The following is a 21,420-nucleotide window of genomic DNA, read 5'->3' on the forward strand; positions in this document are numbered from 1 at the left end:
ATGGCCGGGTAAGTCGGGCTTAATGGGGGTCAAATTCGTCGATCAATACGGAGCCGTCGGTGTCGCGGCGCACTCGGGTAATCCCGGGATGCTCGGCCTCCAAGCGCAGCAACTCCTGCTGCTGGCGGTCCAGGGAGCTTTGTTGTTCGCGCACCTGCGCGAGCAGGCGCTGATTCTCGGTGCGCAGCAAAAACAGGTCGATGGCACTGCGCAGGGCCGTTTCGATTTCGTAGTCCTCCCAGGGTTTGGGGATGAACCGGTAGATTTCCGCCTGGTTGATCGCCTGCATCATCGACTGTCGGTCGCCGTGGGCACTGAGCAGCATGCGCAGGGCATTGGGCTGACGTTGGCGGGCGAACTGCAGGTAGGTGATGCCATCGAGTTGCGGCATCTTGTAGTCAGACACGATGACCGCGTATTCGTGCTCACTGAGAGCGTCGAGGGCGTCCTGGGCATCGCTGAAGACCTGCACATCCCAATGGTGTGGGCGCAGTGCCCGTTGCAGGGCCGCGAGTACGTGGGGCTCGTCGTCCACCAGTTGAATTTTGATCATCGGACGGTCTCCGGCACGGGGCTGGGCTGAGGGGCGGGGCGGACGAACAGGGTGTAGCGCGCACCTTCGCTTTCCTCGAAGGCGATCAGCTTGTCGATCAATGCGCGATTGAGTTGTTTGCCTTCGTTGAGCAGCAAGGTGCCGCTCTCGGCGTGAAGGTTACGCGCCAGCAGCATGCCCGGCTCGAGGCGGCGGGTGTCGAGGGCCATGATGCTGGCATCGGCCAGGGCCAAATCGGGGGCAAGCGTGGTGCAGAGGTGGATGAACTGCTCACACAGGGCCGGATCGTAGAGCTTGCCACTGTATTTCTGGATCAACAGCAGCGCTTCGTCGCGGTTCAGGCGCCGATCCAGCACTAGGCCGCATTGCAATTCGACGAAGTCCACCGCCAGTTTGAGCAGGCGCGCACCGACGGGTATCGCCTCGCCCTTGAGGCGGTCGGGAAAACCCGCACCATCCCAGCGTTCCTGATGGTGACGGATCAGTCGGGCGGCGTCTTGCAGGGGTTCGAGGGCCATCAGCAGGCTTTCGCCGGCCACTGGGTACTGCCGGTAACGTGCGCGCTCCTGCTTATACAGTAGGTCCGCTGGGCTGTTGAGCAGGCTGTCGCTCCAGGTCAGTTTGCCCAGGTTGTACAGCGCGGCGGCCATGGTCAGGTCGCGCTGTTGAGCCTCTGGCCAGTGCTGGCCTTCGGCGTAGGCGCGTACCAGGGCAATCACCTGGGCGTTGCTGTGCTTGTCGCGCGGCAAACGCTGGTTGAGCAGGGCGGAGAACACTTCGGTGGCGGTAACGTAACTGCGCTTGAGTTCGGCATAGGCCAGGTCGAGCATGTCGGCGGTTTGTTGCAGCTCGGCGGTGCGGTCGCGCACCCGTTGTTCGAGGTTGGTATTCAATTCCAGCAGACGTTGGTTCTGCTCGTAGGTGAGCTGTTCGAGGCGCTTGCGTTCGCGCTCGGAGTGCTGAAAAGCCAAGGCCTGGCGGATGGTCAGGCGCAGCTCGTCATCGTCCCAGGGTTTGCTGATGTAACGGTAGATGTGCCCTTCGTTGATTGCCTTGACCATGGTGCCGATATCGGCGTGGCCAGTGAGCAGAATGCGCAGGCAGTCCGGCCAGCGTTGCTGCACTTCGGCGAGCAGGCTGGCGCCGTCCATGCCCGGCATGCGCGCATCGGAAACGATCAGGTCGATGGGTTGCTGGTCGAGCAGTTGCATTGCCTGGGCGGCATCGCCCGCCGTGAGGATGTCATAGGGTTCGTGGCGCAGCAGGCGGCGCAGACTTTTGAGGATGTTTTCCTCGTCGTCCACCAGCAACAGGGTGGCGCTGTGCAGTTCGCTCATACCGCATTACCGGGCTGAAGCGCCGGTGGTTGGCAAACCGGCAGCCAGATGCGGAAGCGCGAGCCTTTGTCGACTTCGCTGTGCACTTCGATGCGCCCATGGTGCTTTTGCACGATGTTGTATGACAGCGACAAACCCAGCCCGGTGCCTTTACCCACCGGCTTGGTGGTGAAGAAGGGTTCGTAGATGCGGTTGAGCAGTTGCGGCGCGATACCTTTGCCGGTGTCTTCGACTTCCAGCCACACCCACTCGCCCTCATGGCCGCTGCGCAGGGTAATGCGGCCGAACTGCTCGATGGCGTGGGCGGCGTTGACCAGCAGGTTCATCATGACCTGGTTGATCTGCGAGGGAATGCACTCCACGGCAGGCAGTTGGCCATATTCCTTGATCACTTCGGCCTTGTACTTGAGTTCGTTGTTGACCACGTTGAGGGTGGTGTCGACGCCACGGTGCAGGTCGGCGAGGCGGAATTGCTCTTCCTCGATGTGCGAGAAATCCTTGAGCGCGGTGATGATTTTCTTGACCCGTTCGATGCCGTCTTCGGATTCGCTGATCAGCGCCTCGACATCGTTGCGGATGTAGTCGTATTCCAGGCTGCGCTTGAGCTGACGCAGTTCGTCGAGGCTGGCCGCGCCATCCACCGCGTCGATGATCCGCAGCAGGTCGTGGACGTAGCCGGCGAGGGTCTTGAGGTTGGAGAACACATAGCCAATCGGGTTGTTGATCTCATGTGCAACGCCTGCGGCGAGCTGGCCGATGGCGGCGAGTTTCTCCGATTGCAGCAACTGCGCATTGGCTTTTTCCAGCTTATTGAGCAGCTGTTCCTGTTCGATCTGCTTGCTGCTCAGGGTGTTCAGCGCGGCATCGAGTTGCTCGTTGGAGCGCGCGAACTCCGTGGTGTCATACAGCAGCAGGCCAAAGCGCTGCTGGCCATCTGCGCCAGTGAAGGGGAACAGCAGGGTGCTTTGCAGCATCAGTGGTGCGGGTTGTCCGCAGACACTCAGCGGCAGTTGAATCAGGTAGGGGTCATCACGCCACTGGGTGTAGACGTGCCGGCCGTGCTCGCGCACCTGCGCCACCATTTTGCTCAGGCGCGGTGTATCGGCTTCTGGAAATATGCTGGTCAACGGTTGCCGGCGTGCCTGTTGCAGGAGCTTGCCGCTACACTGGCTGATAAACGTATTCCAATACTCAATGCGCAATGCAGAATCGAGGATGATCACCCCGATTTCGATATGTTCGACAAGCGCACTGGCCAAATCACGCTGGCTGCTGTCCATTGCGCGCTCCTGAGTCCAGTGTGTTGGCGGAAAGGTGGGTGGCGCGTGATGCATGTCTCGGCATGCGCAGCTACTCTATGACGGTTAAATGACGCCTTGATTATGGCGTTGTCCGTCAGCTGCCACCATACTTATTTCCACCGCTCCTGAGATCAGGTTAGACCATGCTTTTAGAGGCTGCGGATGACTCGGTCATCCATTACATCTTCGCGTTTTCAGATGGTCGTAGCTGGCGCCATAGCGTCGAGTTGGAGCCGCAGGCCGTGCCGGTCGATGCGGCGCAATTGCCGGCCTGGACCAAGCTGGAATTTCACCAATGTGAACATTGTCCGTTGCCGGCGCACAGCGCGACGCATTGCCCTTTTGCCTTGGCATTGGTGGCCCCGGTCAAGCTGTTGGCACAGTCGCCGTCCTACGAGCAGGTCAAGGTCGAGGTGCGTTGGCGTGGTCGCGAGATTCGTCAAAGCACCACCTTGCAACGAGCGTTGGGCTCTTTGCTCGGCGCCTTGGGCGCCACCTCGGGTTGTCCGCATACGCGGCTGCTGAAAGCCATGGCCTGGTTCCATCAGCCGTTCAGCGGTACAGACGAGACGCTCTATCGCGTCTTCGGCACTTATTTGCTGGGGCAGTATCTGCGCCAGCAGCGCGGCCTGAGTGTGGATTGGTCGATGAGCGAGTTGCGCGAGGTCTACCGCAATTTGCGCTTGGTCAATCTGGGCATGACCAAGCGCCTGCGCGCGGCGGCCGTCGAAGACTCGGGGCCGAACGGCATGATCCTGCTCGACTTGCTGGCGGCTGACACGCTGTATTCGCTGGATCAGTACGAAGGCGAGCTGGACCGCTTTTTCGAAGAATTTTTTCGGTAGATACAACGTTAGGGCGGGCTTCAGCCCACCCTAGGCCATCGGGTTGGAGCAAACGCTCGGCCCTGGACCTGTTCCCTTCAGTTACTGAAGCCGAGCCGCTGCCGCCAGCTCTGTTCCAAACTCTTGGTGTCGTGGTCGTTGGGGTGAAAGCCCGGGCGATAGTAGTCCAGGTACGGCAGCACCAGTTTGGTCAGAAAGCCATTGCGCGGGCTGAACAGCAACCCCAGGCCTTTTTTCCAACTGCGCCAGTTGAACAGTTGGCCGTCCTTGCGCAGCAGGTGCACCTGGAACCAGCCGATCACACTGAAAAAGATCAGCGTGGCGATGGCCATCATCGCTACACGAGTGAAGTAGCCACCGCCGGTGGCCTGGTAGACATCGTAGGCCACCGCCTTGTGCTCGTTCTCTTCAATCGCGTGCCACATCCACAGCTGGTACAGCTTGGGATCGTTCATCTGGGTGGTCAGGTCTTCACGCTGTAGCAGCTGCTCGGCCATGGTCGCGGTGAAGTGCTCAAGGGCGCAGGTGGCGGCCAGGCGCTGCTTCTTGGTGGTGATCTTGGTCACCCACTCGAGCAGCACCTTGATGCGCAGCTCGAGGATTTCCAGATCGATATCGTGCTCGGCGGCGTAGTCGTTATAGGCCGCATGCTCCTTGGAGTGCATGGCCTCCTGGCCGATGAAGGCGCTGATGTCTTTTTTCAGTTGCGGGTCGGTGACGCGTTCGCGCACCGCCCGCACGCTGTCGACAAAGAACTTCTCGCCGTAGGGAAACAGCGACGACAGGTTGTTCATGAAGTGGCTCATGAACGGGTCGCCGGCAAACCAGAACTTCTGGCTTTCGGCGAAGCTGAAGTCCATGCGGCGCACTGGAAAGCTGGCGGTTGGGGTACTGGTTTTGGCTGTCATAAGGGCGACTCCTCGGCGTATTGGTCGTGTTTGCGACCGCTCTTGTTATGGGGCTTGGGTCGACAGGCTGGGCTGTCTCGGGCCGTGATTTATCTTTAGCCGAGGGCGTTTTAGGCGCGAGGTCATTCCTGGCCAGGGCGGCCGGATTTGCGCCAACTTATGGATAGTTGTCGGACAGTTCGCCAGGCCCTGGTCCGTGAAAGGCGCGAGCTATCGGCATGCCAAGAGGTTATTGCAGATACCGACCCTGCCGCGCCAGGGTGGCGCGATGCAGGGCTCGTCGTTATCGATGCTTAAGGCTATGTCTGAAACGCGCAGCCGGCTAGGCGATGCCTGGAGCACGGCAATGCGTAGGGTGGGTTAGGCGCATGACCACGGACTATCGGCGGCTGCATAGTCCGTGGCGCCGTAACCCACCAAAGGGGGTAGGCCGATTAGCGTGTGGTGGGTTACGTGGCGCAGCCAGTGCGCAGTCGCTTTGCCTGCATGCTTCAGCGCCACTAACCCACCCTACAGAGTCTGCGCACAACAGTTATTAAGGCCTGGCAGCCTTTTGCTTCAGCGTTGCTGGCGCAGCTCGGCGACTTCGGCACGCAGGGCGCGCAGTTCATCGAGCAGCAATTGCTCGGTGGGCGAGGGCGGGGCCAGTTTGGCTTCCTGCTCATGGGTGGTCTGCATGGCATTGACCACCACGGCGATAAACAGGTTGAGCATCATAAAGGTGGCAATCAGGATAAACGGCAGGAAATACATCCACGCCAGCGGGAAGGTCTCCATGACCGGGCGCACGATGCCCATCGACCAGCTTTCCAAGGTCATCACCTGGAACAGGGTGTAGAGGCTGGCGCCGAGGCTGCCGAACCACTCGGGAAACGCCGCGCCGAACAGCTGCGTGGCCATCACCGCCGCCACGTAGAACACCAGGCCGAGCAGCATGGCGATGCTGCCCATGCCCGGCAGCGAGGACAGTAGCGCCTCGACCACCCGGCGCATGTTCGGGTTGATCGAGATCAGCCGCAGCACGCGCAACACGCGCAGCGCACGCAGCACGGCGAACGGTCCACTGGACGGCACCAGAGCCACACCCACCACCAGGCAGTCGAAGACCGCCCAGGGATCGCGCAGCAGGCCCAGGCCGCGAGCGGTAAAGCGCAGCGCCAGTTCCAGGATAAACACCGCGAGAATCAGCTGATCCAGCATCAGCAGCAGCTCACCCCAGTCGGCCATCAGGCCGGGGTAGGTCTGGATGCCGAGAATCGCGGCGTTGAGCACGATCAGGCTGGTCACCAGGCGGGTGATGGCTGTGCTTTCCATCAGCGCGCCGAGGCGCAGACGCCAGTGGCTGGACGTCGGGTTCATGGGTATTTCATTCATGGCGTATGGGGTACTTGTGTAAGCGGTGGCGCGAGAGCGTTCGCGAGGGCCAGCCTGACCCCGACATGCAGCGCTGTCGTCAGGGCCTGCGGGCAGATTTATTGATCGTTGAGGGCGAAACTGGTCAGGGCGAAGGTGGCGATACCGCTGTCTTGCAGCTTTTGCGAACCGCCGAGTTCTGGCAGGTCAATGATCGCAGCAGCCTCGAAGACGCTCGCGCCCATGCGCCGCACCAGTTGCGCGGCCGCCAGCAGGGTGCCGCCGGTGGCGATCAGGTCATCGAAAATCAGCACCTTGTCGCCTTCGCAGAGGCTGTCGGCGTGCACTTCCAGTTTGGCTTCGCCGTACTCGGTCTGATAGCTCTCGCTGAGCACGTCGGCGGGCAGCTTGCCTTGTTTGCGGAACAGGATCAGCGGCTTGTTCAGTTCATAGGCGATGATCGAGCCGATCAGGAAGCCGCGTGCGTCCATGGCGCCGATATGGCTGAAATCGGCTTCGACGTAACGCTGGATAAAGCTGTCGGCGACCATGCGCAGGGCGCGTGGCGACTGAAACAGCGGGGTGATGTCGCGAAAGATCACCCCCGGCTTGGGAAAATCCACCACCGGGCGGATCAAGGTTTTGATGCTGAATTCGTCGAAGATCATCGGCTAGGTCCTGCGCTGGGCGGATCGATCAGCCGTCGAGGTTGCCGCCGGCCAGGGCACACAGCTCGATCGGGTCGAGGATATGCACTTCCTTGCCTTCGGCTGCGAGCAGCTTGTTCTGTTGGAAGCGGGTAAATACCCGCGATACGGTCTCCACTGCAAGGCCCAAATAGTTACCAATTTCGTTGCGCGACATGGCCAGGCGGAACTGATTGGCCGAGAAGCCACGGGCGCGGAAGCGCGCCGAGAGGTTGACCAAGAAGGTGGCGATGCGTTCGTCAGCGGTTTTCTTCGAGAGCAGCAGCATCATCTGCTGATCGTCGCGGATCTCCCGACTCATGATGCGCATCAGCTGGCGGCGCAGCTGCGGCAGTTGCACCGACAGCTCGTCGAGGCGCTCGAAGGGGATTTCGCACACCGAGGTGGTTTCCAGGGCCATGGCCGACACCGGGTAGCTCTCGCTGTCCATGCCGGAGAGGCCGACCAGTTCGCTGGGCAGGTGGAAACCGGTGATCTGCTCTTCGCCGGCATCGCTGATGCTGAAGGTTTTCAAGGCCCCGGAGCGCACGGCGAAAACCGAATTGAAGTGATCGCCCTGGCGAAACAGAAACTCGCCCTTTTTCAATGGGCGCCCGCGTTTGACGATCTCGTCCAGCGCGTCCATGTCTTCCAGGTTCAACGACAGCGGCAGGCACAGACTGGCCAGGCTGCAGTCTTTGCAATGGGCTTGATGGGGCGCACGCAGCTTGATGCTTTCGGACATCGACCTTGATTCCTGGGTTAAACACACAATAGTCGTAAGGGTACAGTAGCCTAGGCAGGCTCAGCCAGTCGACGAACGCCTGACTCATCGCTCAAGTTCGCTTTTTTATCGCCGATCAAGTGGCATCGGTAGACCTTCGGAACACACTCATGCGGCTCGACTCCAACGCGTTGACCCACAACCTGAGCTTGGCGGTACAGCGGCAAAAAGCCGCGGCGCAAGGCGAGACCGCCGACCCGCAAACCCTGCGTGAAGGGTTGCGCGTCACCCTTTCGGAGTTGGGGCAGGCGCGCTCGGCCAGTGCGCAGAAGCACAGTGACATCGACGACAGCGAGCTGCCGCAGACCATCAAACAGATTCTCAAGATGATCCGTGAGCTGAAAGCGCAAATCGCTGCCAAGCAAGCCGAACTGAAGGCGCTGCTGGCCGATAGCAGCCTCGATGCGCAAGCGCGGCGTGTGCAGGCCGAAGCCATTCAGGGCGAACTGTCCTCGCTCAACGGCGCCCTGGCCAGTGCCAACGCCAATCTGATTCAAATCATGCGCGAGCAGGGCCTCAGCAGTGAACAGATGCAGCTTGTCGCCACGTTGGCGATGAAATAGCGCGCCGCTCGTTGGCTAGCGCTACTAACCCAGACGAGGTCGCTGCGTCACGCCAATTCGGGAAGAGCCTTTATTCAGAGGCAGCAATCTATTTGCACTTGCCTAGATCACCCGTGAGAAGCGCTGCTGGTTCTGTGCGCACAGGTAATGGTCGAACAGCATGCACAGCGAGCGCACCAGCAGGCGTCCGGCTGGCAGCACCGCGATGGACTGGGCATCGAGCCTGATCAGGCCGTCTTTGGCCATTTGCTGTAATTGCGGCCAGATTGCGGCGAAATAGTCGCGAAAAACCATATCGAAGCTCTGCTCGATGCTGGCGAAATCCAGTGCGAAGTGGCAGATCAACTGTTGGATCACCGCGCGCCGCAGGCGGTCGTCGGCCGTGCAGTGCAGGCCACGCTGGGTCGCCAGTTGGCCGCTACTCAGGTGTTGTTGGTAGTTGCTCAGGTCGCTGCTGTTCTGGCAGTAGAGGTCGCCGATCTGGCTGATCGCCGATACCCCCAGCCCAATCAGGTCGCAATGACCATGCGTGGTGTAACCCTGGAAGTTGCGTTGCAGGCTGCCGTCTTCCTGGGCGCTGGCCAGTTCGTCGTCGGGCAGGGCGAAGTGGTCCATGCCGATATAGCGGTAACCGGCGGCGCTCAGTTGCTCGATGCTGGCCTGCAGCATGGCCAGTTTGTGTGTCGGGCTTGGCAGCTCGCGGCTGTCGATGCGCCGCTGTGGCATAAAGCGCTCGGGCAAGTGGGCGTAATTGAACAGCGACAGACGATCCGGCTGGAGGGCGATCACCTCATCGACCGTACGGGCGAAGCGCTCCGGGGTCTGCTGGGGCAGGCCGTAGATCAGGTCGATATTCACCGAACGAAACTGCAAGGTGCGCGCGGCCTCGACGATGGCGCGGGTTTCTTCCAGGCTCTGCAGGCGATTCACCGCGCGTTGCACGGCCGGGTCGAGGTCCTGCACGCCGAGGCTGACGCGGTTGAAGCCCAGCTCGCGGAGTAGGCCCATGGTCGACCAGTCGGCCTCGCGTGGGTCGATTTCGATGCTGTAGTCGCCGGAGTCGTCATCCAGCAGGTTGAACTGCTGGCGCAGTTGGCGCATCAAACGCCGCAGTTCGTCATGGCTGAGAAAGGTCGGCGTGCCGCCGCCCAGGTGCAGTTGTTCGACTGGCTGCTGGCGGTCGAGATGGCGGCTGATGATCGCCATCTCGTGTTCCAGCTCCAGCAAATAGGGCTGCGCGCGACCGCGGTCCTTGGTGATTACTTTGTTGCAGGCGCAGTAGTAGCAAATGTTGGCGCAGAACGGCAGGTGCACATACAGCGATAACGGGCGCAGGGCTTTGCGGCTGTTACGCAGTGCGTGCAGCAGGTCGAACGGGCCGATGCCGCCATGCAACTGCATGGCGGTCGGGTAGGAGGTGTAGCGTGGCCCGGCCTGGTCGTAGCGGTGGATCAGGTCGGCGTTCCACTGGATGGCGTCGAGCATCGGGCGATTTTCGCTTCGGCAGTCAATGTGCCAAAAGTCTAACGGTCGCCAGGCCCTGGCTTGTTGATCTGAGTCATGGCGGCGCAGTGCTCGCTTTAGCGCTCGTGGCCGGTTTGTTGTCGATGAAGGCCGCGAACCGTAGGGCGGGTTAGCGGCGCCAAGCACTGGGCGCTCTGTTACCGCCATGGTGGCGCGTCGCGTAACCCGCCGATTCTTGCGTGGCGCCGATGGTGGCTTACGGCGCAACTGAGCCTGCGCAATGCTCAGCAGCTGGGTGGGTTAATGGCCCATCAGCCAATGCTGGTGCGGGCCGGGCAGGGTCCACAGGCCGAAGAGCATCACCAGCACGCCGCCCGTCATGCGCACGCCCCGTTTGCGCAGCACGGCGCTCAGGCGTTCGGCGGCCAGTCCGGTGGCCAATAGCACTGGCAGGGTGCCGAGGCCGAAGGCCAGCATCAACGCGGCGCTATCGAGTGCATCGCCCTGGCTCGCCGCCCACAGCAGACTGCTGTAGACCAGCCCGCATGGCAGCCAGCCCCACAGCGCGCCGAGGATCAGCGCGCGCGGCAGGCTGGTGACCGGCATAAAGCGCCGGGTCAGCGGCTGAATGTAGCGCCACAAACCGCGGCCCAGGGCTTCGATGCGGGTCAGGCCGCTCCACCAGCCGGCCAGATACAGGCCCATGGCGATCAGCAGCAGTGCGGCAATAATCCGCATGCCCATGGCCGCCGGGCTGCTGGCCACGGCCCAGCCGGCCAGGCCGAGCAGTAAGCCGGCAAGGGCATAGCTGAGAATCCGTCCGATGTTGTAGCTGAGCAACAACTGAAAGCGCTGTGCCCGCTGCTCCGCCGGGATGGCCAGGGTCAAGGCGCCCATCAGGCCGCCGCACATGCCCAGGCAATGGCCGCCACCGAGCAGGCCGAGGATCAGTGCCGACAGCAGCAATGGGGCGAGTTCAATCACGAGGCGCTTCCTGCTTGTCTGGCGCTTGTTCGGTCTTCTGCGCCTGGCTGACACCGGCCTTGTGCATCGGATCTTCGTCGTCGAACAGGATGCTGTGCGCCGGGCCGTCGAGGTCGTCGTACTGGCCGCTGTCGACCGCCCAGAAGAACAGCCAGATGGCGAAGGCGACCAGCACCAGGGCGACGGGGATCAGGATATACAGCGCGGGCATGAGGTCTCCGGACAACGGTGTAGGTTGGGCTGAGGAGCTTGCGACAACGCCCAACATTTCGATAGATCGGCCTACGCGGTGGCGATCTGTGCGCCGCCGGGCTTCGCTGAACTCAGCCCAATCTACGGCTTTGGCATACGGGTCAGGCGCAACGCGTTGAGCACCACCAGCAGCGAACTGAGCGACATGCCCAGCGCGGCCCAGATGGGCGTGATCCAGCCAAGGGCGGCAAACGGCAGCACCAGGCCATTGTACAGGCTGGCCCAGGCCAGGTTCTCGATGATGATGCGGCGTGTGCGCCGTGCCAGGCTGAAGGCTTGCACCAGGCTGCCCAGACGATTGGACAACAGCACCGCATCGGCGCTGGTTTTCGCCAGGTCGGTGGCGCTGCCCATGGCCACGCTGATGTCGGCCCCGGCCAGCACCGGCACGTCGTTGACGCCGTCGCCGAGCATCAGCACGCGGCGGCCTTGTGTGTGCAACTTATGCAGTTCGGCCAGCTTGGCATCCGGGGTCATGCCGCCACGGGCGTGCTCGATGCCCAACTGACGCGCCACTTCGCCGACCATCGGCGAGCTGTCGCCGGAGAGCAGCAGCACCTGCCAGCCGCGCGCACGGCAGGCACTCAGCAGCGCCGGCGCATCGTCGCGCAAGCGGTCGTCGAGCACGAACCAGGCGAGCGGGCCATGGTTGTCGCCAAGCAACAGCCATTGGCCCTGTGCACCGGGAATGGCCGGTGCGGGCAGGCCGCTGAGGGCGCTGACGAACGTGGCTTGACCAATACGCAGCTGCCGGCCGTTAACCCAGCCTTGCAAGCCTTGGCCCGGCACACTGTCGACCTGCTCGGCGGCCTGCGCGGCACGGCCGAAGGCCCGCGCGATGGGGTGTTCGGAGCGATTTTCCAGGGCGGCGGCGAGGGCCAGGCAGGTATCGCCATCCAGCGCGCCGAGCGGATGAATCGCGCTGAGGGTCAGGCGGCCCTCGGTCAGGGTGCCGGTTTTGTCGAAAATCACCGTGTCGATCTGGTTCAGGCCTTCCAGCACATGACCGCGGGTCAACAGCAGGCCAAGTTTATGCACGGTGCCGGTGGCGGCGGTCAACGCGGTTGGCGTGGCCAGCGCCAGGGCGCAGGGGCAGGTGGCAACCAGCAGCGCCAGCACCACCCAGAAGGCGCGTGAAGCATCGATCTGCCACCACACCAGGCCAACGATGGCGGCCACCACCAGGACGATCAGCAGGAACCACTGCGCCACCCGATCGGCGATTTCCGCCAGGCGCGGTTTATCGCTCTGCGCGCGCTCGAGCAGGCGCACGATGGCCGACAGTCGCGTGGCATCGCCGAGCGCCCGCACTTCGACGGTCAGCGGCCCTTCGACATTCAGGGTGCCGGCGGTAACGCTGTCGCCGACGCTGCGCGGCTGCGGCAGGTACTCGCCGGTGAGCAGCGATTCATCGACGCTCGATTGGCCGCTGAGAATCAGGCCGTCGGCTGGTAGCAGGGCGCCGGGCGGCACCAGCACCTGTTCGCCGATGTGCAGCTCGCGCAGCAGAATGCGCTGGGTCTGCCCATCGGCGTCCAGACGCAGGCAGGAGGCCGGCAGCAGGTTGACCAGCTGCGCGGTAGCCGCCGCCGTGCGCTCGCGGGCGCGGCGTTCCAGGTAACGGCCGGCCAGCAGAAACAGGGCGAACATGCCCACCGCATCGAAGTACAGCTCGCCCTGGCCGGTGACGGTCGACCAGATGCCGGCGGCGTAGGCGCCGCCAATCGCCAGCGAGACCGAGACATCCATGGTCAGGTGGCGGGTGCGCAGGTCGCGCAAGGCGCCGCGGAAGAACTGGCCGCAGCAGTAGAAGACGATGGGCGTGGTGAGGAACAGACTGACCCAGCGCAGGATCTTGTCCAGCTCGGGGCTGAGGTCGATGTTGAACTCCGGCCAGGTGGCCATGGTAGCCATCATCACCTGAATCCACAGCAGCCCGGCGACGCCCAACTGGCGCATGGCGCGGCGGTTCTCGCGCTGCAGCTGTTCAGCGGCGGCATCGGCTTGCCAGGGGTGAGCGGCGTAACCGATCGAGCGCAGCGTCTTGAGCAACTCGCTGAGGGGCAATTGGCTGTCGGCCCAGCGCACCTGCAGGCGGTGGTTGGACAGATTGAGATTGGCTTCGGCGACACCTGGCAGACCGCGCAGGTGTTTTTCGATCAACCAGCCGCAGGCGGCGCAACTGATGCCCTCGATCAACAGACAGGTTTCGCTCAGCTCGCCCTGGTGTTGAACGAAGGGTTGCTGAACGTCGGCGCGGTCGTACAGCGCCAGCTCATCGGGCAGAGCCTGTGGCAGGCTTTGCGGGTTGGCGGCGGTTTCGCTGCGGTGCCTGTAATAGTGCTCCAGGCCACCGGCGACGATGGCGTCGGCCACCGCTTGGCAGCCCGGGCAGCACATGGCGCGCGGCGCGCCGAGTACCTGGGCGTGATAGCGGCTGCCGGCAGGAACCGGTAAACCGCAGTGATAGCAGGGCAGAGGGTTCGCCATCGGTAAGGCTACTGCGCATCCCCAAGCAGGATGGTTTTACCGGTTTCCAGGGTTTCTTCCTCGAACAACCGCCAGTCCTTGCCGCCTTCCTGGCCGATCAGCTCGACGAACCGCCGGCCGTGCACCACATCCTGCATTTGCCCGCGATACAGGCCCTGGCCTTGCGGTTGCAGGACGATACGGCGGTCGCGCTCCGGTTGCGTCGGCGAAACCAGGTTCAAGACCAGTTGCGCTGGGCCGCTTTTGCCTTGCAATTGAAGCTCGGCAAGCCCGGCCTCTTCATCGAGCGTCAGGCGGGCATGCAACTGCAGGCGCTCGGCGAGCTTTTCCCGCTCCAGCGATTGGTTGATGCCTTTGCCGACGTCGTAATAGTCGTCGGAAATCAATCCCGGCGGGTTTTTCGTGGCGATGGTCAGCAGGGCCAGGCCCTGCACCACTGAGTAGCTCAGGAGGGCGATGAGGAACCAGGGCCAGAACTGCTTGTACCAAGGTTTTACCGGTGTTTCGTCAGACATGCTGTGCCTATTTAGTTAGTCAGCGGACGCTGGGGCCGATAAAGCGGCTGTCGGCGTCGTTCTTGATGCTCGCATCGTCAACGGACTGAATGCGGAAGGTGATTTCGTTGGTGCTCGACGGCAGGCTTGAAGGCTCGATCGACAGTTCGACCGGGAGCGACAGTATTTCACCGGCCTGCGCCTTGATCTCGCGTTTGCCCTCATACACCAGGCCATCGAGGCCATCGGCTTCGATCACGTAGGTGATGTCGCGCTGGGCCTTGTTCATGATTTTCAGGGTGTAGACGTTTTCGATGCGGCCTTCTTGGTTTTCGCGATAGAGCACGCGGTCCTTGAGCACATCTATCTCGACCAGTTGACGGCTGGCCACGGCCCAGACAAACACGCTGATCATCGCCAACAACGCGACGGCATAGCCGATCAAGCGCGGGCGCACCAGTTGGGTGTGTTGGCCGGACAGGTTGTGTTCGGTGGTGTAACTAATCAGCCCTTTCGGGTAGTTCATCTTGTCCATGATGCTGTCGCAGGCGTCGATGCAGGCCGCGCAACCGATGCATTCGACCTGCAAACCGTCGCGGATGTCGATGCCGGTCGGGCACACCTGCACGCACATCTTGCAGTCGATGCAGTCGCCGAGGCCTTCGGCCTTGTAGTCGGCATCCTTGCGGCGCGGGCCGCGGTGTTCGCCGCGACGCGGGTCGTAAGAGACGATCAGGGTGTCCTGGTCGAACATCACGCTCTGGAAGCGTGCGTAGGGGCACATGTAGATGCACACCTGTTCGCGTAGCCAGCCCGCGTTGCCGTAGGTGGCGAGGGTGAAGAAGCCCACCCAGAATACCGCCCAACCCCCGGCTTGCAGGGTGAACAGGTCGGGGATCAGCTCGCGGATCGGGGTGAAGTAGCCGACGAAGGTCAGCGCGGTGATCAGCGATACCGCGACCCAGATGCTGTGCTTGGCCAGTTTGCGCAGAAATTTCTGCGCGGTCAGCGGTGCTTTGTCGAGTTTCATGCGCTGGTTGCGATCACCTTCGGTGACCTTCTCAGCCCACATAAACACCCAGGTGAACACGCTTTGCGGGCAGGTATAGCCGCACCAGACGCGTCCGGCGAACACGGTGATAAAGAACAGGCCGAAGGCGGCGATGATCAGCAACGCGGAGAGCAGAACGAAATCCTGCGGCCAGTAGGTGGCGCTGAAGATATGGAACTTGCGCTCGGGCAGGTTCCACCACACGGCTTGGCGGCCGTTCCAGCTGAGCCAGACGGTACCGAAATACAGGAGAAACAGGAGGGCGCCACCGAGCATGCGCAGGTTGCGGAAGATGCCGGTGAAAGCGCGGGTATAGATTTTTTCGCGGTTGGCGTACAGATCGACGATTTCGACCGTGGCCGGGGCAGGGGTAACGTCTTTGACTGGAATGTGTTCGCTCATCAGTTCGTACCACAGCGGTTGGTTGGCTGCCCCGGCCGATACGTGCCGGCCGGGGTCATTTCACGATTACGCTATGGTACGCCTGACTATCCTGCGCTTGGGTGCGACCCTGGGTCGCGTTCGGCACAGAAGGGAGAATTACTTCTCCACCGGTTGTTGCGACAGGCTGTACACATAGGCTGCCAGCAGGTGCACCTTGTCGTTACCGAGGAAGGCTTCCTGGGCTGGCATCTTACCGTTACGGCCATAGCGCAGGGTCTGCTGAACCTGGGCGAAGCTCGAACCGTAGAGCCAGATCTTGTCGGTCAGGTTCGGCGCGCCAAAGCTGTGCTGGCCTTTGGCGTCGGCGCCGTGGCAGACCGCGCAGGTGGTCGAGAAGATTGCTTGGCCAGCGGCCAGATCGATCTTCATGTCTTCCGGATTTTTCAGGCCGGAGAGGCTGCGCACATAGCCGGCGACATTGCGGATGCCGCTTTCGCCGAGGCTGTCCAGTTGCGCCGGCATGGCCGCCTGACGACCCGCGAGAATGGTGGTCTTGATGGTTTCCGGCTCGCCGCCATACAGCCAATCGTTGTCGGTCAGGTTAGGGAAACCGTAAGCGCCTTTGGCGTCGGAGCCGTGGCAAACCGAGCAGTTGGAAGCAAACAGGCGGCCGCCCATTTTCAACGCTTGCTCGTCTTGCGCCACTTGCTCGATCGGCATGGCGGCGTACTTGGCGAAGATCGGCCCGTACTGGGCGTCGGCCTTGGCCATTTCCTTTTCCCACTCGTGCACGCCGGTCCAGCCCGCGTTGCGCTGCTCGCCATTGGCGATTTGCACGGTGGCGGCGAAGGGCGTCTTGGCTTCGTTGTCGAGGTAGTCGTAGCCCGGCAGCAGGCCTTTCCAGTTACCCAGACCCGGGTAGAGCGCCAGGTAGCCGAGAGCGAAGATGATGGTGCCGACGAACAACATGAACCACCACTTGGGCAGCGGGTTGTCGTATTCCGCGATACCGTCGAACTCGTGGCCGACGGTTTCTTCGGTGCTCTCTTGGCGCTGGCCCTTACGGGTGCCGAAGATCAACCAAGTGAGGGCGAAGATGGTGCCGAGTGAAAGGATTGTTACGTACCAACTCCAGAACGTGGTCATTGGTTATTGCTCCTGGAAGATTGCTCGTCACGCACGCTGGATGTGGGTTCGTCGGCGAAGGGCAGGTTGGCGGCTTCGTCGAAGCTGTCTTTACGTCTGCTGCTATAGGCCCAGAGCACCACGCCGATGAAGGCGATGAACACCACTGCTGTGCCGATGCCGCGAATAGTCCCGATGTCCATGTGCGTTACCGTTTGTTCTTGATAGAGGTGCCGAGAACCTGCAGGTACGCGACCAGCGCGTCCATTTCGGTCTTGCCCTTCACGGCGTCTTTGGCCCCGGCGATGTCTTCATCGGTGTAGGGGATGCCAAAGCCACGCATGACTTCCATCTTCTTGGCGGTGTGCTTGCCGTCGAGCTTGTGCTCAACCAACCAGGGGTAGGCCGGCATCTTCGATTCCGGCACCACGTTGCGCGGGTTGTACAGGTGCGCACGCTGCCATTCGTCCGAGTAACGACCGCCAACCCGGGCCAGGTCCGGGCCGGTACGCTTGGAACCCCACAGGAACGGGTGGTCCCAGACGCTTTCACCGGCGACCGAGTAGTGGCCATAGCGTTCGGTTTCGGCACGGAACGGACGGATCATCTGCGAGTGGCAGCCGACACAGCCGTTGGCGATGTACACGTCGCGGCCTTCCAGTTGCAGCGCGGTGTAAGGCTTGAGGCCTTCCACCGGCTCGTTGGTGACGTCCTGGAAAAACAGCGGAACGATCTGCGTGAGGCCACCGATGCTGACGGCGATGACCATCAGCAGCGCCATCAGACCGATATTCTTCTCGATGATTTCGTGTTTCATCAGTGCGCTACTCCGACAGGCATCTGTGCAGCCGCTTCGTACTCAGAAGCCTTGGCGGCACGTACGGTGCGGTAGGTGTTGTAAGCCATCAACAGCATGCCGGTGACGAAGAAGGCGCCACCGATCATGCGCACCACATAACCTGGGTGGCTGGCTTCCAGGGCTTCGACGAAGGAATAGGTGAGCGTGCCGTCTTCGTTGACTGCACGCCACATCAGGCCCTGGGTGATGCCGTTGACCCACATCGAGGCGATGTACAGCACGGTGCCGATAGTGGCCAGCCAGAAGTGCGCGTTGATCAGCGCGATGCTGTGCATCTGCGGACGACCAAAGACCTTTGGCAGCAGGTGATACAGCGCACCGATGGAGATCATTGCTACCCAGCCGAGCGCGCCGGCGTGGACGTGACCGATGGTCCAGTCGGTGTAGTGGGACAGGGCGTTGACGGTCTTGATCGCCATCATCGGGCCTTCGAAGGTCGACATGCCGTAGAACGCCAGCGACACCACCAGGAAACGCAGGATTGGGTCGGTACGCAGCTTATGCCAGGCACCCGACAGGCTCATCATGCCGTTGATCATGCCGCCCCAGCTTGGCGCCAGGAGGATGATCGACATCGCCATGCCCAGGGACTGTGCCCAATCCGGCAGAGCGGTGTAGTGCAGGTGGTGCGGGCCGGCCCAGATGTACAGGGTGATCAGTGCCCAGAAGTGCACGATCGACAGGCGATAGGAGTAGATCGGCCGCTCGGCCTGCTTGGGTACGAAGTAGTACATCATGCCCAGGAAGCCGGTGGTCAGGAAAAAGCCCACGGCGTTGTGGCCGTACCACCACTGGATCATCGCATCAGTCGCACCGGCGTAGGCCGAGTAGGACTTGAACAGGCTCACCGGAACGGCGGCGCTGTTGACGATGTGCAGCATCAGGGTGACCAGGATGAACGCACCGAAGAACCAATTGCCCACGTAGATGTGCTTGGTCTTGCGCTTTACGATGGTGCCGAAGAACACCACCACGTAAGCCATCCAGACGAGCCCCAGAAGGATATCGATCGGCCATTCCAGCTCAGCGTATTCCTTGGAACCGGTGTAACCCATCGGCAGGGTGATGACCGCTGCGACGATTACCGCTTGCCAACCCCAGAAGGTGAAAGCAGCCAGACCGTCGGAGATCAAGCGGGCCTGGCTGGTGCGCTGTACCACGTAGTAGGACGTGGCGAACAGGGCGCAGCCGCCGAAGGCGAAGATCACCGCGTTGGTATGCAGGGGGCGCAGACGGCCGAAGCTCGTCCATTCCATGCCCAGGTTGAGTTCTGGCCACACGAGTTGTGCGGCAATGAACACGCCTAGACCCATGCCAATGACCCCCCAGATCACCGTCATTACGGCGAACTGGCGAACCACCTTGTAGTTGTAAGCAGTCTGACTGATTGCTGTGCTCATGCTGGGTTCCACGGTTAATGGAGTTTTTAGGGGTACAAAAATCGGCGGCAAGTATGTAGAAAGCAGGTAGCCATTGCAACGACACAAGCCGACGCGATCAGGGTTTCAAGGGCTTTCGGCACGCGTTTCACCGCAGCTCTACAACACCGAGTCGTAAGCTTCAGGCGCCCGAAAAGGCGCAGCGCGAAGATGGGAATCGCCTTGGAGTTATGACAGGTGGCGACTGCTGACTAGATTAGCTCAAGTCAAACGCACGGCGTGTCATTGGTCGGAGGGGTGCGACTCTGGGTCGCATCCCGGCCACATCGAATTCGCCAGAGGCGAAGCACCTTTTATAGTGGTCGGCGAAACGGATTGTGCTGTTCATCTCAGGGCGTTCATCCACGCTTAGCGACAGATCGTTTGAAAACAGCCGGGCTTCGGCCAACGAAGCCAGCAGCACGACCGGTGGATTGCTAAAGCGAGGCAAGCATGAGCACAGGAGAGACCGCGCGTATTGACGAAGATCAATGCACGCAAGCACAGCACGCGTGGTTGTGGAATCGGCCCGTGGGCGAGAGCAGGGCCACCCTGATACTCGCCCACGGTGCCGGCGCAGCGATGGACAGCGCCTTCATGACGCACATGGCCGAACTGTTGGCCGCGCGCGGGGTGGCGGTGGTGCGTTTCGAGTTCGCCTACATGGCGGCGCGACGCGAAAACGGTAAGAAACGCCCGCCCAATCCCCAGGCCAAACTGCTGGAACAGTGGCGAGCGACGTATGCGGCGGTGCGCCAACAGGTCGCCGGGCCGCTGGCCATCGGTGGCAAATCCATGGGTGGGCGCATGGCGAGTATGCTCGCCGACGAACTGGGCGCGGATGCCCTGATTTGCCTGGGCTATCCCTTCCACGCCATCGGCAAAGCCGACAAACCGCGCGTCGCCCACCTGGCCGACCTGCGCACGCCAACCCTGATCGTCCAGGGCGAACGCGACCCCATGGGTGACCGGCATACCGTGGCCGGCTACGCGCTGTCAGCGGCGATTACCCTGCACTGGCTGGTCAGCGGCGACCACGACCTGAAACCGCTGAAAGCCTCGGGCTACCACCACGAACAGCACCTGGAGAGCGCGGCACAGGCGGTGGCTGGGTTCTTGTCGACTTAAAGCCGGCTTATGCAGGTATCTGAAGCTGCGCGGCTCCAGCCTGCACGCCCCGATGCATTACTTGTGGGGAGAGTCCATATACGCATTGTTAGCGATGAACCCTTGCTTTGCGTTGCATGTCTTTATGCCAGCCAGAGATAATTACGCACTCACCGTAAGCAATTAACCCGTAGAGGATAAGGTGAGCGACCTTCTCTATTTTGAAATTTTCAGGCTCGGCGATTAGCCAGATTGCTGGGAAGGTAAGAAGAACTCCTGCAGCAACTCTTATGAGGCCGAGCGCACCAGACCCTGTTTCATGGAGAACTGTTGTGATGACTCTCCATGCCTCTCTTGAGGATTCACTTGGTTTCCAAATTAACCAATTTAGGCTGCCTACGATAAGAAATGCCACGAATAAAGACACTAAGTAATAGGTGAGGAAGTTGTTGCTTGTTATGAGATTTTTTACCATCGCCCCAAGGTTTTCTGCGCCGCCTAGCATATAGCTGGCTATAAGCGGGACGCCTCCGAGCAAGAAAATTATGAGAGCTTCGATTGTCAGGCGACTCTTCATTCTGTGGGTTTCTCTGACGATTAAGCTAAGGGGCGGGCTTTAGCCCGTCCCAGTGAGCGAAGCGAACGGTTTGAATGCTGTAATGGACTCTCCCCACACCACGGTTCTATACCAAGGCGTTGAGGATTGAAAAGTGGGAGAGCCGTTATGAAGCGAATCGCAGTTGATCTGGCCAAGTCCGTCTACCAAGTTGCCGAGAGTGTCCGTTCCGGCCAGGTGGTGCAGCGCAAGCGGCTGAACCGAGAGGCGTTTAGGCGATATATACAGGAGCAGGCCGAGCCGGTCGAGTGGGTGATGGAGGCCTGTGGTACGGCTCATTACTGGGGCCGCGTAGTGCAGTCCCTGGGGCATCGGGTGAAGCTGATCCATCCCCGCTATGTGCGTCCGTATCGTCGCCGCAACAAGACCGACCGCAACGATTGCGACGCGATGCTGGAAGCGGCGCGCTGCCAGGATATTCATCCGGTGCCGGTGAAAAGCCACGAACAGCAACAGGTGCAGCAACTGCATGGGTTGCGCGAAACCTGTAAGAAGAGCCGCACCCAGCGCATCAACCTGCTGCGCGGCATCTTGCGCGAAGCGGGTATCGAAGCCCCTGCCGCGACAGCCGCGTTTCTCCGTGTCGCTCATGAACTGGTTGATCGCGCCGAGCTGGAACCCTTGCGCCATCAACTGCATATCGTCCTGGCGGAGATCAACCTGCATGAGCAGTGCATGGCTGAGTGCGAACAGCAGCTCAAGCGTTGACACGCCGACGATGAGGTGGTGCGCAAGCTGGATGAAGTCAGCGGTATTGGCCTGCTGACGGCCAGTGCGCTGAAAGCGGCGGTAGGCAAGCCTGAGCGCTTTGCCAGCGGTAGGTAGCTGAGCGCCTGGCTGGGCCTG

At 61.5% G+C, this 21,420-nt stretch carries 21 protein-coding genes and 1 pseudogene; 4 read left to right on the forward strand and 18 right to left on the reverse strand.

The genetic code is table 11. The features are described from left to right. Positions 1-19 precede the first annotated feature (19 nt). Genes B3M58_RS00880 through B3M58_RS00890 form a run of 3 tightly spaced genes read right to left on the reverse strand, consistent with a single transcriptional unit; the run spans position 20 to position 3,170 of the window. On the reverse strand, positions 20-553 hold the full coding sequence (locus B3M58_RS00880; RefSeq protein ID WP_296216656.1) for a response regulator: 534 nt from the start codon (positions 551-553) through the stop codon (positions 20-22). Then, entirely contained in the window at positions 550-1,890 is a 1,341-nt protein-coding gene (locus B3M58_RS00885) for an HD domain-containing phosphohydrolase (protein ID WP_296216657.1), read from the reverse strand. Before B3M58_RS00885 ends, B3M58_RS00880 begins: the two co-directional genes overlap by 4 nt. Next, complete coding sequence (locus tag B3M58_RS00890) at positions 1,887-3,170, reverse strand: ATP-binding protein (RefSeq protein ID WP_296216658.1); 1,284 nt, start codon at positions 3,168-3,170, stop codon at positions 1,887-1,889. Before B3M58_RS00890 ends, B3M58_RS00885 begins: the two co-directional genes overlap by 4 nt. A gap of 164 nt (positions 3,171-3,334) precedes the next feature. On the opposite strand from B3M58_RS00890, the gene B3M58_RS00895 reads away from it, so the two are divergent. Beyond that, complete coding sequence (locus tag B3M58_RS00895) at positions 3,335-4,036, forward strand: DUF6901 family protein (protein WP_296216659.1); 702 nt, start codon at positions 3,335-3,337, stop codon at positions 4,034-4,036. A gap of 77 nt (positions 4,037-4,113) precedes the next feature. Here B3M58_RS00895 and B3M58_RS00900 read toward each other — a convergent pair whose 3' ends face one another. From B3M58_RS00900 to fnr, 4 genes are all read right to left on the reverse strand, one after another. Continuing rightward, a complete protein-coding gene (locus B3M58_RS00900) occupies positions 4,114-4,944 on the reverse strand; it encodes a metal-dependent hydrolase (protein WP_296216660.1) in 831 nt (276 codons plus the stop codon). Between the two features lie 558 nt (positions 4,945-5,502). Beyond that, positions 5,503-6,318 (reverse strand): ion transporter, encoded by an 816-nt coding sequence (locus tag B3M58_RS00905; protein ID WP_296216661.1) that lies wholly within the window; start codon positions 6,316-6,318, stop codon positions 5,503-5,505. 98 nt (positions 6,319-6,416) lie between these two features. Further along, complete coding sequence (locus tag B3M58_RS00910; RefSeq protein ID WP_296216662.1) at positions 6,417-6,965, reverse strand: adenine phosphoribosyltransferase; 549 nt, start codon at positions 6,963-6,965, stop codon at positions 6,417-6,419. Between the two features lie 28 nt (positions 6,966-6,993). Beyond that, positions 6,994-7,728: a fumarate/nitrate reduction transcriptional regulator Fnr gene (gene fnr, locus B3M58_RS00915; protein WP_296216663.1), complete on the reverse strand. Its 735-nt coding sequence runs from the start codon at positions 7,726-7,728 to the stop codon at positions 6,994-6,996. 149 nt (positions 7,729-7,877) lie between these two features. Here fnr and B3M58_RS00920 point away from each other — a divergent pair, with 149 nt between their 5' ends. Next, a complete protein-coding gene (locus B3M58_RS00920) occupies positions 7,878-8,330 on the forward strand; it encodes a hypothetical protein (protein WP_296216664.1) in 453 nt (150 codons plus the stop codon). A gap of 102 nt (positions 8,331-8,432) precedes the next feature. Here B3M58_RS00920 and hemN read toward each other — a convergent pair whose 3' ends face one another. The 10 genes from hemN to ccoN form a co-directional block, all read right to left on the reverse strand. Further along, a complete protein-coding gene (gene hemN / locus B3M58_RS00925) occupies positions 8,433-9,815 on the reverse strand; it encodes an oxygen-independent coproporphyrinogen III oxidase (protein WP_296216665.1) in 1,383 nt (460 codons plus the stop codon). A gap of 279 nt (positions 9,816-10,094) precedes the next feature. Beyond that, on the reverse strand, positions 10,095-10,778 hold the full coding sequence (locus tag B3M58_RS00930) for a sulfite exporter TauE/SafE family protein (protein WP_296216666.1): 684 nt from the start codon (positions 10,776-10,778) through the stop codon (positions 10,095-10,097). Beyond that, entirely contained in the window at positions 10,771-10,989 is a 219-nt protein-coding gene (ccoS, locus tag B3M58_RS00935) for a cbb3-type cytochrome oxidase assembly protein CcoS (RefSeq protein WP_296216667.1), read from the reverse strand. Before ccoS ends, B3M58_RS00930 begins: the two co-directional genes overlap by 8 nt. A 122-nt stretch (positions 10,990-11,111) precedes the next feature. Continuing rightward, positions 11,112-13,520, reverse strand: coding sequence for a heavy metal translocating P-type ATPase (locus B3M58_RS00940; protein ID WP_296216668.1), 2,409 nt, complete (start codon positions 13,518-13,520; stop codon positions 11,112-11,114). 8 nt (positions 13,521-13,528) lie between these two features. Continuing rightward, on the reverse strand, positions 13,529-14,035 hold the full coding sequence (locus B3M58_RS00945; RefSeq protein ID WP_296216669.1) for a FixH family protein: 507 nt from the start codon (positions 14,033-14,035) through the stop codon (positions 13,529-13,531). A gap of 19 nt (positions 14,036-14,054) precedes the next feature. Continuing rightward, entirely contained in the window at positions 14,055-15,467 is a 1,413-nt protein-coding gene (gene ccoG, locus B3M58_RS00950) for a cytochrome c oxidase accessory protein CcoG (protein WP_296216670.1), read from the reverse strand. A gap of 138 nt (positions 15,468-15,605) precedes the next feature. After that, positions 15,606-16,595: a cytochrome-c oxidase, cbb3-type subunit III gene (ccoP, locus tag B3M58_RS00955; protein WP_296216671.1), complete on the reverse strand. Its 990-nt coding sequence runs from the start codon at positions 16,593-16,595 to the stop codon at positions 15,606-15,608. Further along, entirely contained in the window at positions 16,592-16,777 is a 186-nt protein-coding gene (locus B3M58_RS00960; protein WP_296216672.1) for a cbb3-type cytochrome oxidase subunit 3, read from the reverse strand. The genes ccoP and B3M58_RS00960 overlap by 4 nt, the downstream gene beginning before the upstream one ends. Before the next feature lie 5 nt (positions 16,778-16,782). Continuing rightward, positions 16,783-17,391, reverse strand: coding sequence for a cytochrome-c oxidase, cbb3-type subunit II (gene ccoO, locus B3M58_RS00965; RefSeq protein ID WP_296216673.1), 609 nt, complete (start codon positions 17,389-17,391; stop codon positions 16,783-16,785). Further along, complete coding sequence (ccoN, locus tag B3M58_RS00970) at positions 17,391-18,833, reverse strand: cytochrome-c oxidase, cbb3-type subunit I (RefSeq protein ID WP_296216674.1); 1,443 nt, start codon at positions 18,831-18,833, stop codon at positions 17,391-17,393. Before ccoN ends, ccoO begins: the two co-directional genes overlap by 1 nt. Before the next feature lie 471 nt (positions 18,834-19,304). Here ccoN and B3M58_RS00975 point away from each other — a divergent pair, with 471 nt between their 5' ends. Beyond that, positions 19,305-19,979, forward strand: a complete 675-nt coding sequence (locus B3M58_RS00975; protein WP_296216675.1) for an alpha/beta family hydrolase — start codon at positions 19,305-19,307, stop codon at positions 19,977-19,979. A gap of 88 nt (positions 19,980-20,067) precedes the next feature. Here the strand turns inward: B3M58_RS00975 and B3M58_RS00980 are convergent, their stop codons facing one another. Further along, a complete protein-coding gene (locus tag B3M58_RS00980; protein ID WP_296216676.1) occupies positions 20,068-20,535 on the reverse strand; it encodes a hypothetical protein in 468 nt (155 codons plus the stop codon). A 147-nt stretch (positions 20,536-20,682) separates the two neighbouring features. Here B3M58_RS00980 and B3M58_RS00985 point away from each other — a divergent pair. Beyond that, positions 20,683-21,396, forward strand: a pseudogene (locus B3M58_RS00985) (IS110 family transposase); the annotation flags it as partial. Between the last annotated feature and the right edge of the window lie 24 nt (positions 21,397-21,420).

Origin of the sequence: Pseudomonas sp. UBA2684, assembly GCA_002354655.1 — a bacterium.
GTDB lineage: Bacteria > Pseudomonadota > Gammaproteobacteria > Pseudomonadales > Pseudomonadaceae > Aquipseudomonas.

Coding starts and splice junctions, on each gene's coding strand:
- B3M58_RS00880 (WP_296216656.1), bottom strand. CDS start 553: ATGATCAAAATTCAACTGGTGGACGACGAGCCCCACGTACTCGCGGCC.
- B3M58_RS00885 (WP_296216657.1), bottom strand. CDS start 1,890: ATGAGCGAACTGCACAGCGCCACCCTGTTGCTGGTGGACGACGAGGAA.
- B3M58_RS00890 (WP_296216658.1), bottom strand. CDS start 3,170: ATGGACAGCAGCCAGCGTGATTTGGCCAGTGCGCTTGTCGAACATATC.
- B3M58_RS00895 (WP_296216659.1), top strand. CDS start 3,335: ATGCTTTTAGAGGCTGCGGATGACTCGGTCATCCATTACATCTTCGCG.
- B3M58_RS00900 (WP_296216660.1), bottom strand. CDS start 4,944: ATGACAGCCAAAACCAGTACCCCAACCGCCAGCTTTCCAGTGCGCCGC.
- B3M58_RS00905 (WP_296216661.1), bottom strand. CDS start 6,318: ATGAATGAAATACCCATGAACCCGACGTCCAGCCACTGGCGTCTGCGC.
- B3M58_RS00910 (WP_296216662.1), bottom strand. CDS start 6,965: ATGATCTTCGACGAATTCAGCATCAAAACCTTGATCCGCCCGGTGGTG.
- fnr (WP_296216663.1), bottom strand. CDS start 7,728: ATGTCCGAAAGCATCAAGCTGCGTGCGCCCCATCAAGCCCATTGCAAA.
- B3M58_RS00920 (WP_296216664.1), top strand. CDS start 7,878: ATGCGGCTCGACTCCAACGCGTTGACCCACAACCTGAGCTTGGCGGTA.
- hemN (WP_296216665.1), bottom strand. CDS start 9,815: ATGCTCGACGCCATCCAGTGGAACGCCGACCTGATCCACCGCTACGAC.
- ccoS (WP_296216667.1), bottom strand. CDS start 10,989: ATGCCCGCGCTGTATATCCTGATCCCCGTCGCCCTGGTGCTGGTCGCC.
- B3M58_RS00940 (WP_296216668.1), bottom strand. CDS start 13,520: ATGGCGAACCCTCTGCCCTGCTATCACTGCGGTTTACCGGTTCCTGCC.
- B3M58_RS00945 (WP_296216669.1), bottom strand. CDS start 14,035: ATGTCTGACGAAACACCGGTAAAACCTTGGTACAAGCAGTTCTGGCCC.
- ccoG (WP_296216670.1), bottom strand. CDS start 15,467: ATGAGCGAACACATTCCAGTCAAAGACGTTACCCCTGCCCCGGCCACG.
- ccoP (WP_296216671.1), bottom strand. CDS start 16,595: ATGACCACGTTCTGGAGTTGGTACGTAACAATCCTTTCACTCGGCACC.
- B3M58_RS00960 (WP_296216672.1), bottom strand. CDS start 16,777: ATGGACATCGGGACTATTCGCGGCATCGGCACAGCAGTGGTGTTCATC.
- ccoO (WP_296216673.1), bottom strand. CDS start 17,391: ATGAAACACGAAATCATCGAGAAGAATATCGGTCTGATGGCGCTGCTG.
- ccoN (WP_296216674.1), bottom strand. CDS start 18,833: ATGAGCACAGCAATCAGTCAGACTGCTTACAACTACAAGGTGGTTCGC.
- B3M58_RS00975 (WP_296216675.1), top strand. CDS start 19,305: ATGAGCACAGGAGAGACCGCGCGTATTGACGAAGATCAATGCACGCAA.
- B3M58_RS00980 (WP_296216676.1), bottom strand. CDS start 20,535: ATGAAGAGTCGCCTGACAATCGAAGCTCTCATAATTTTCTTGCTCGGA.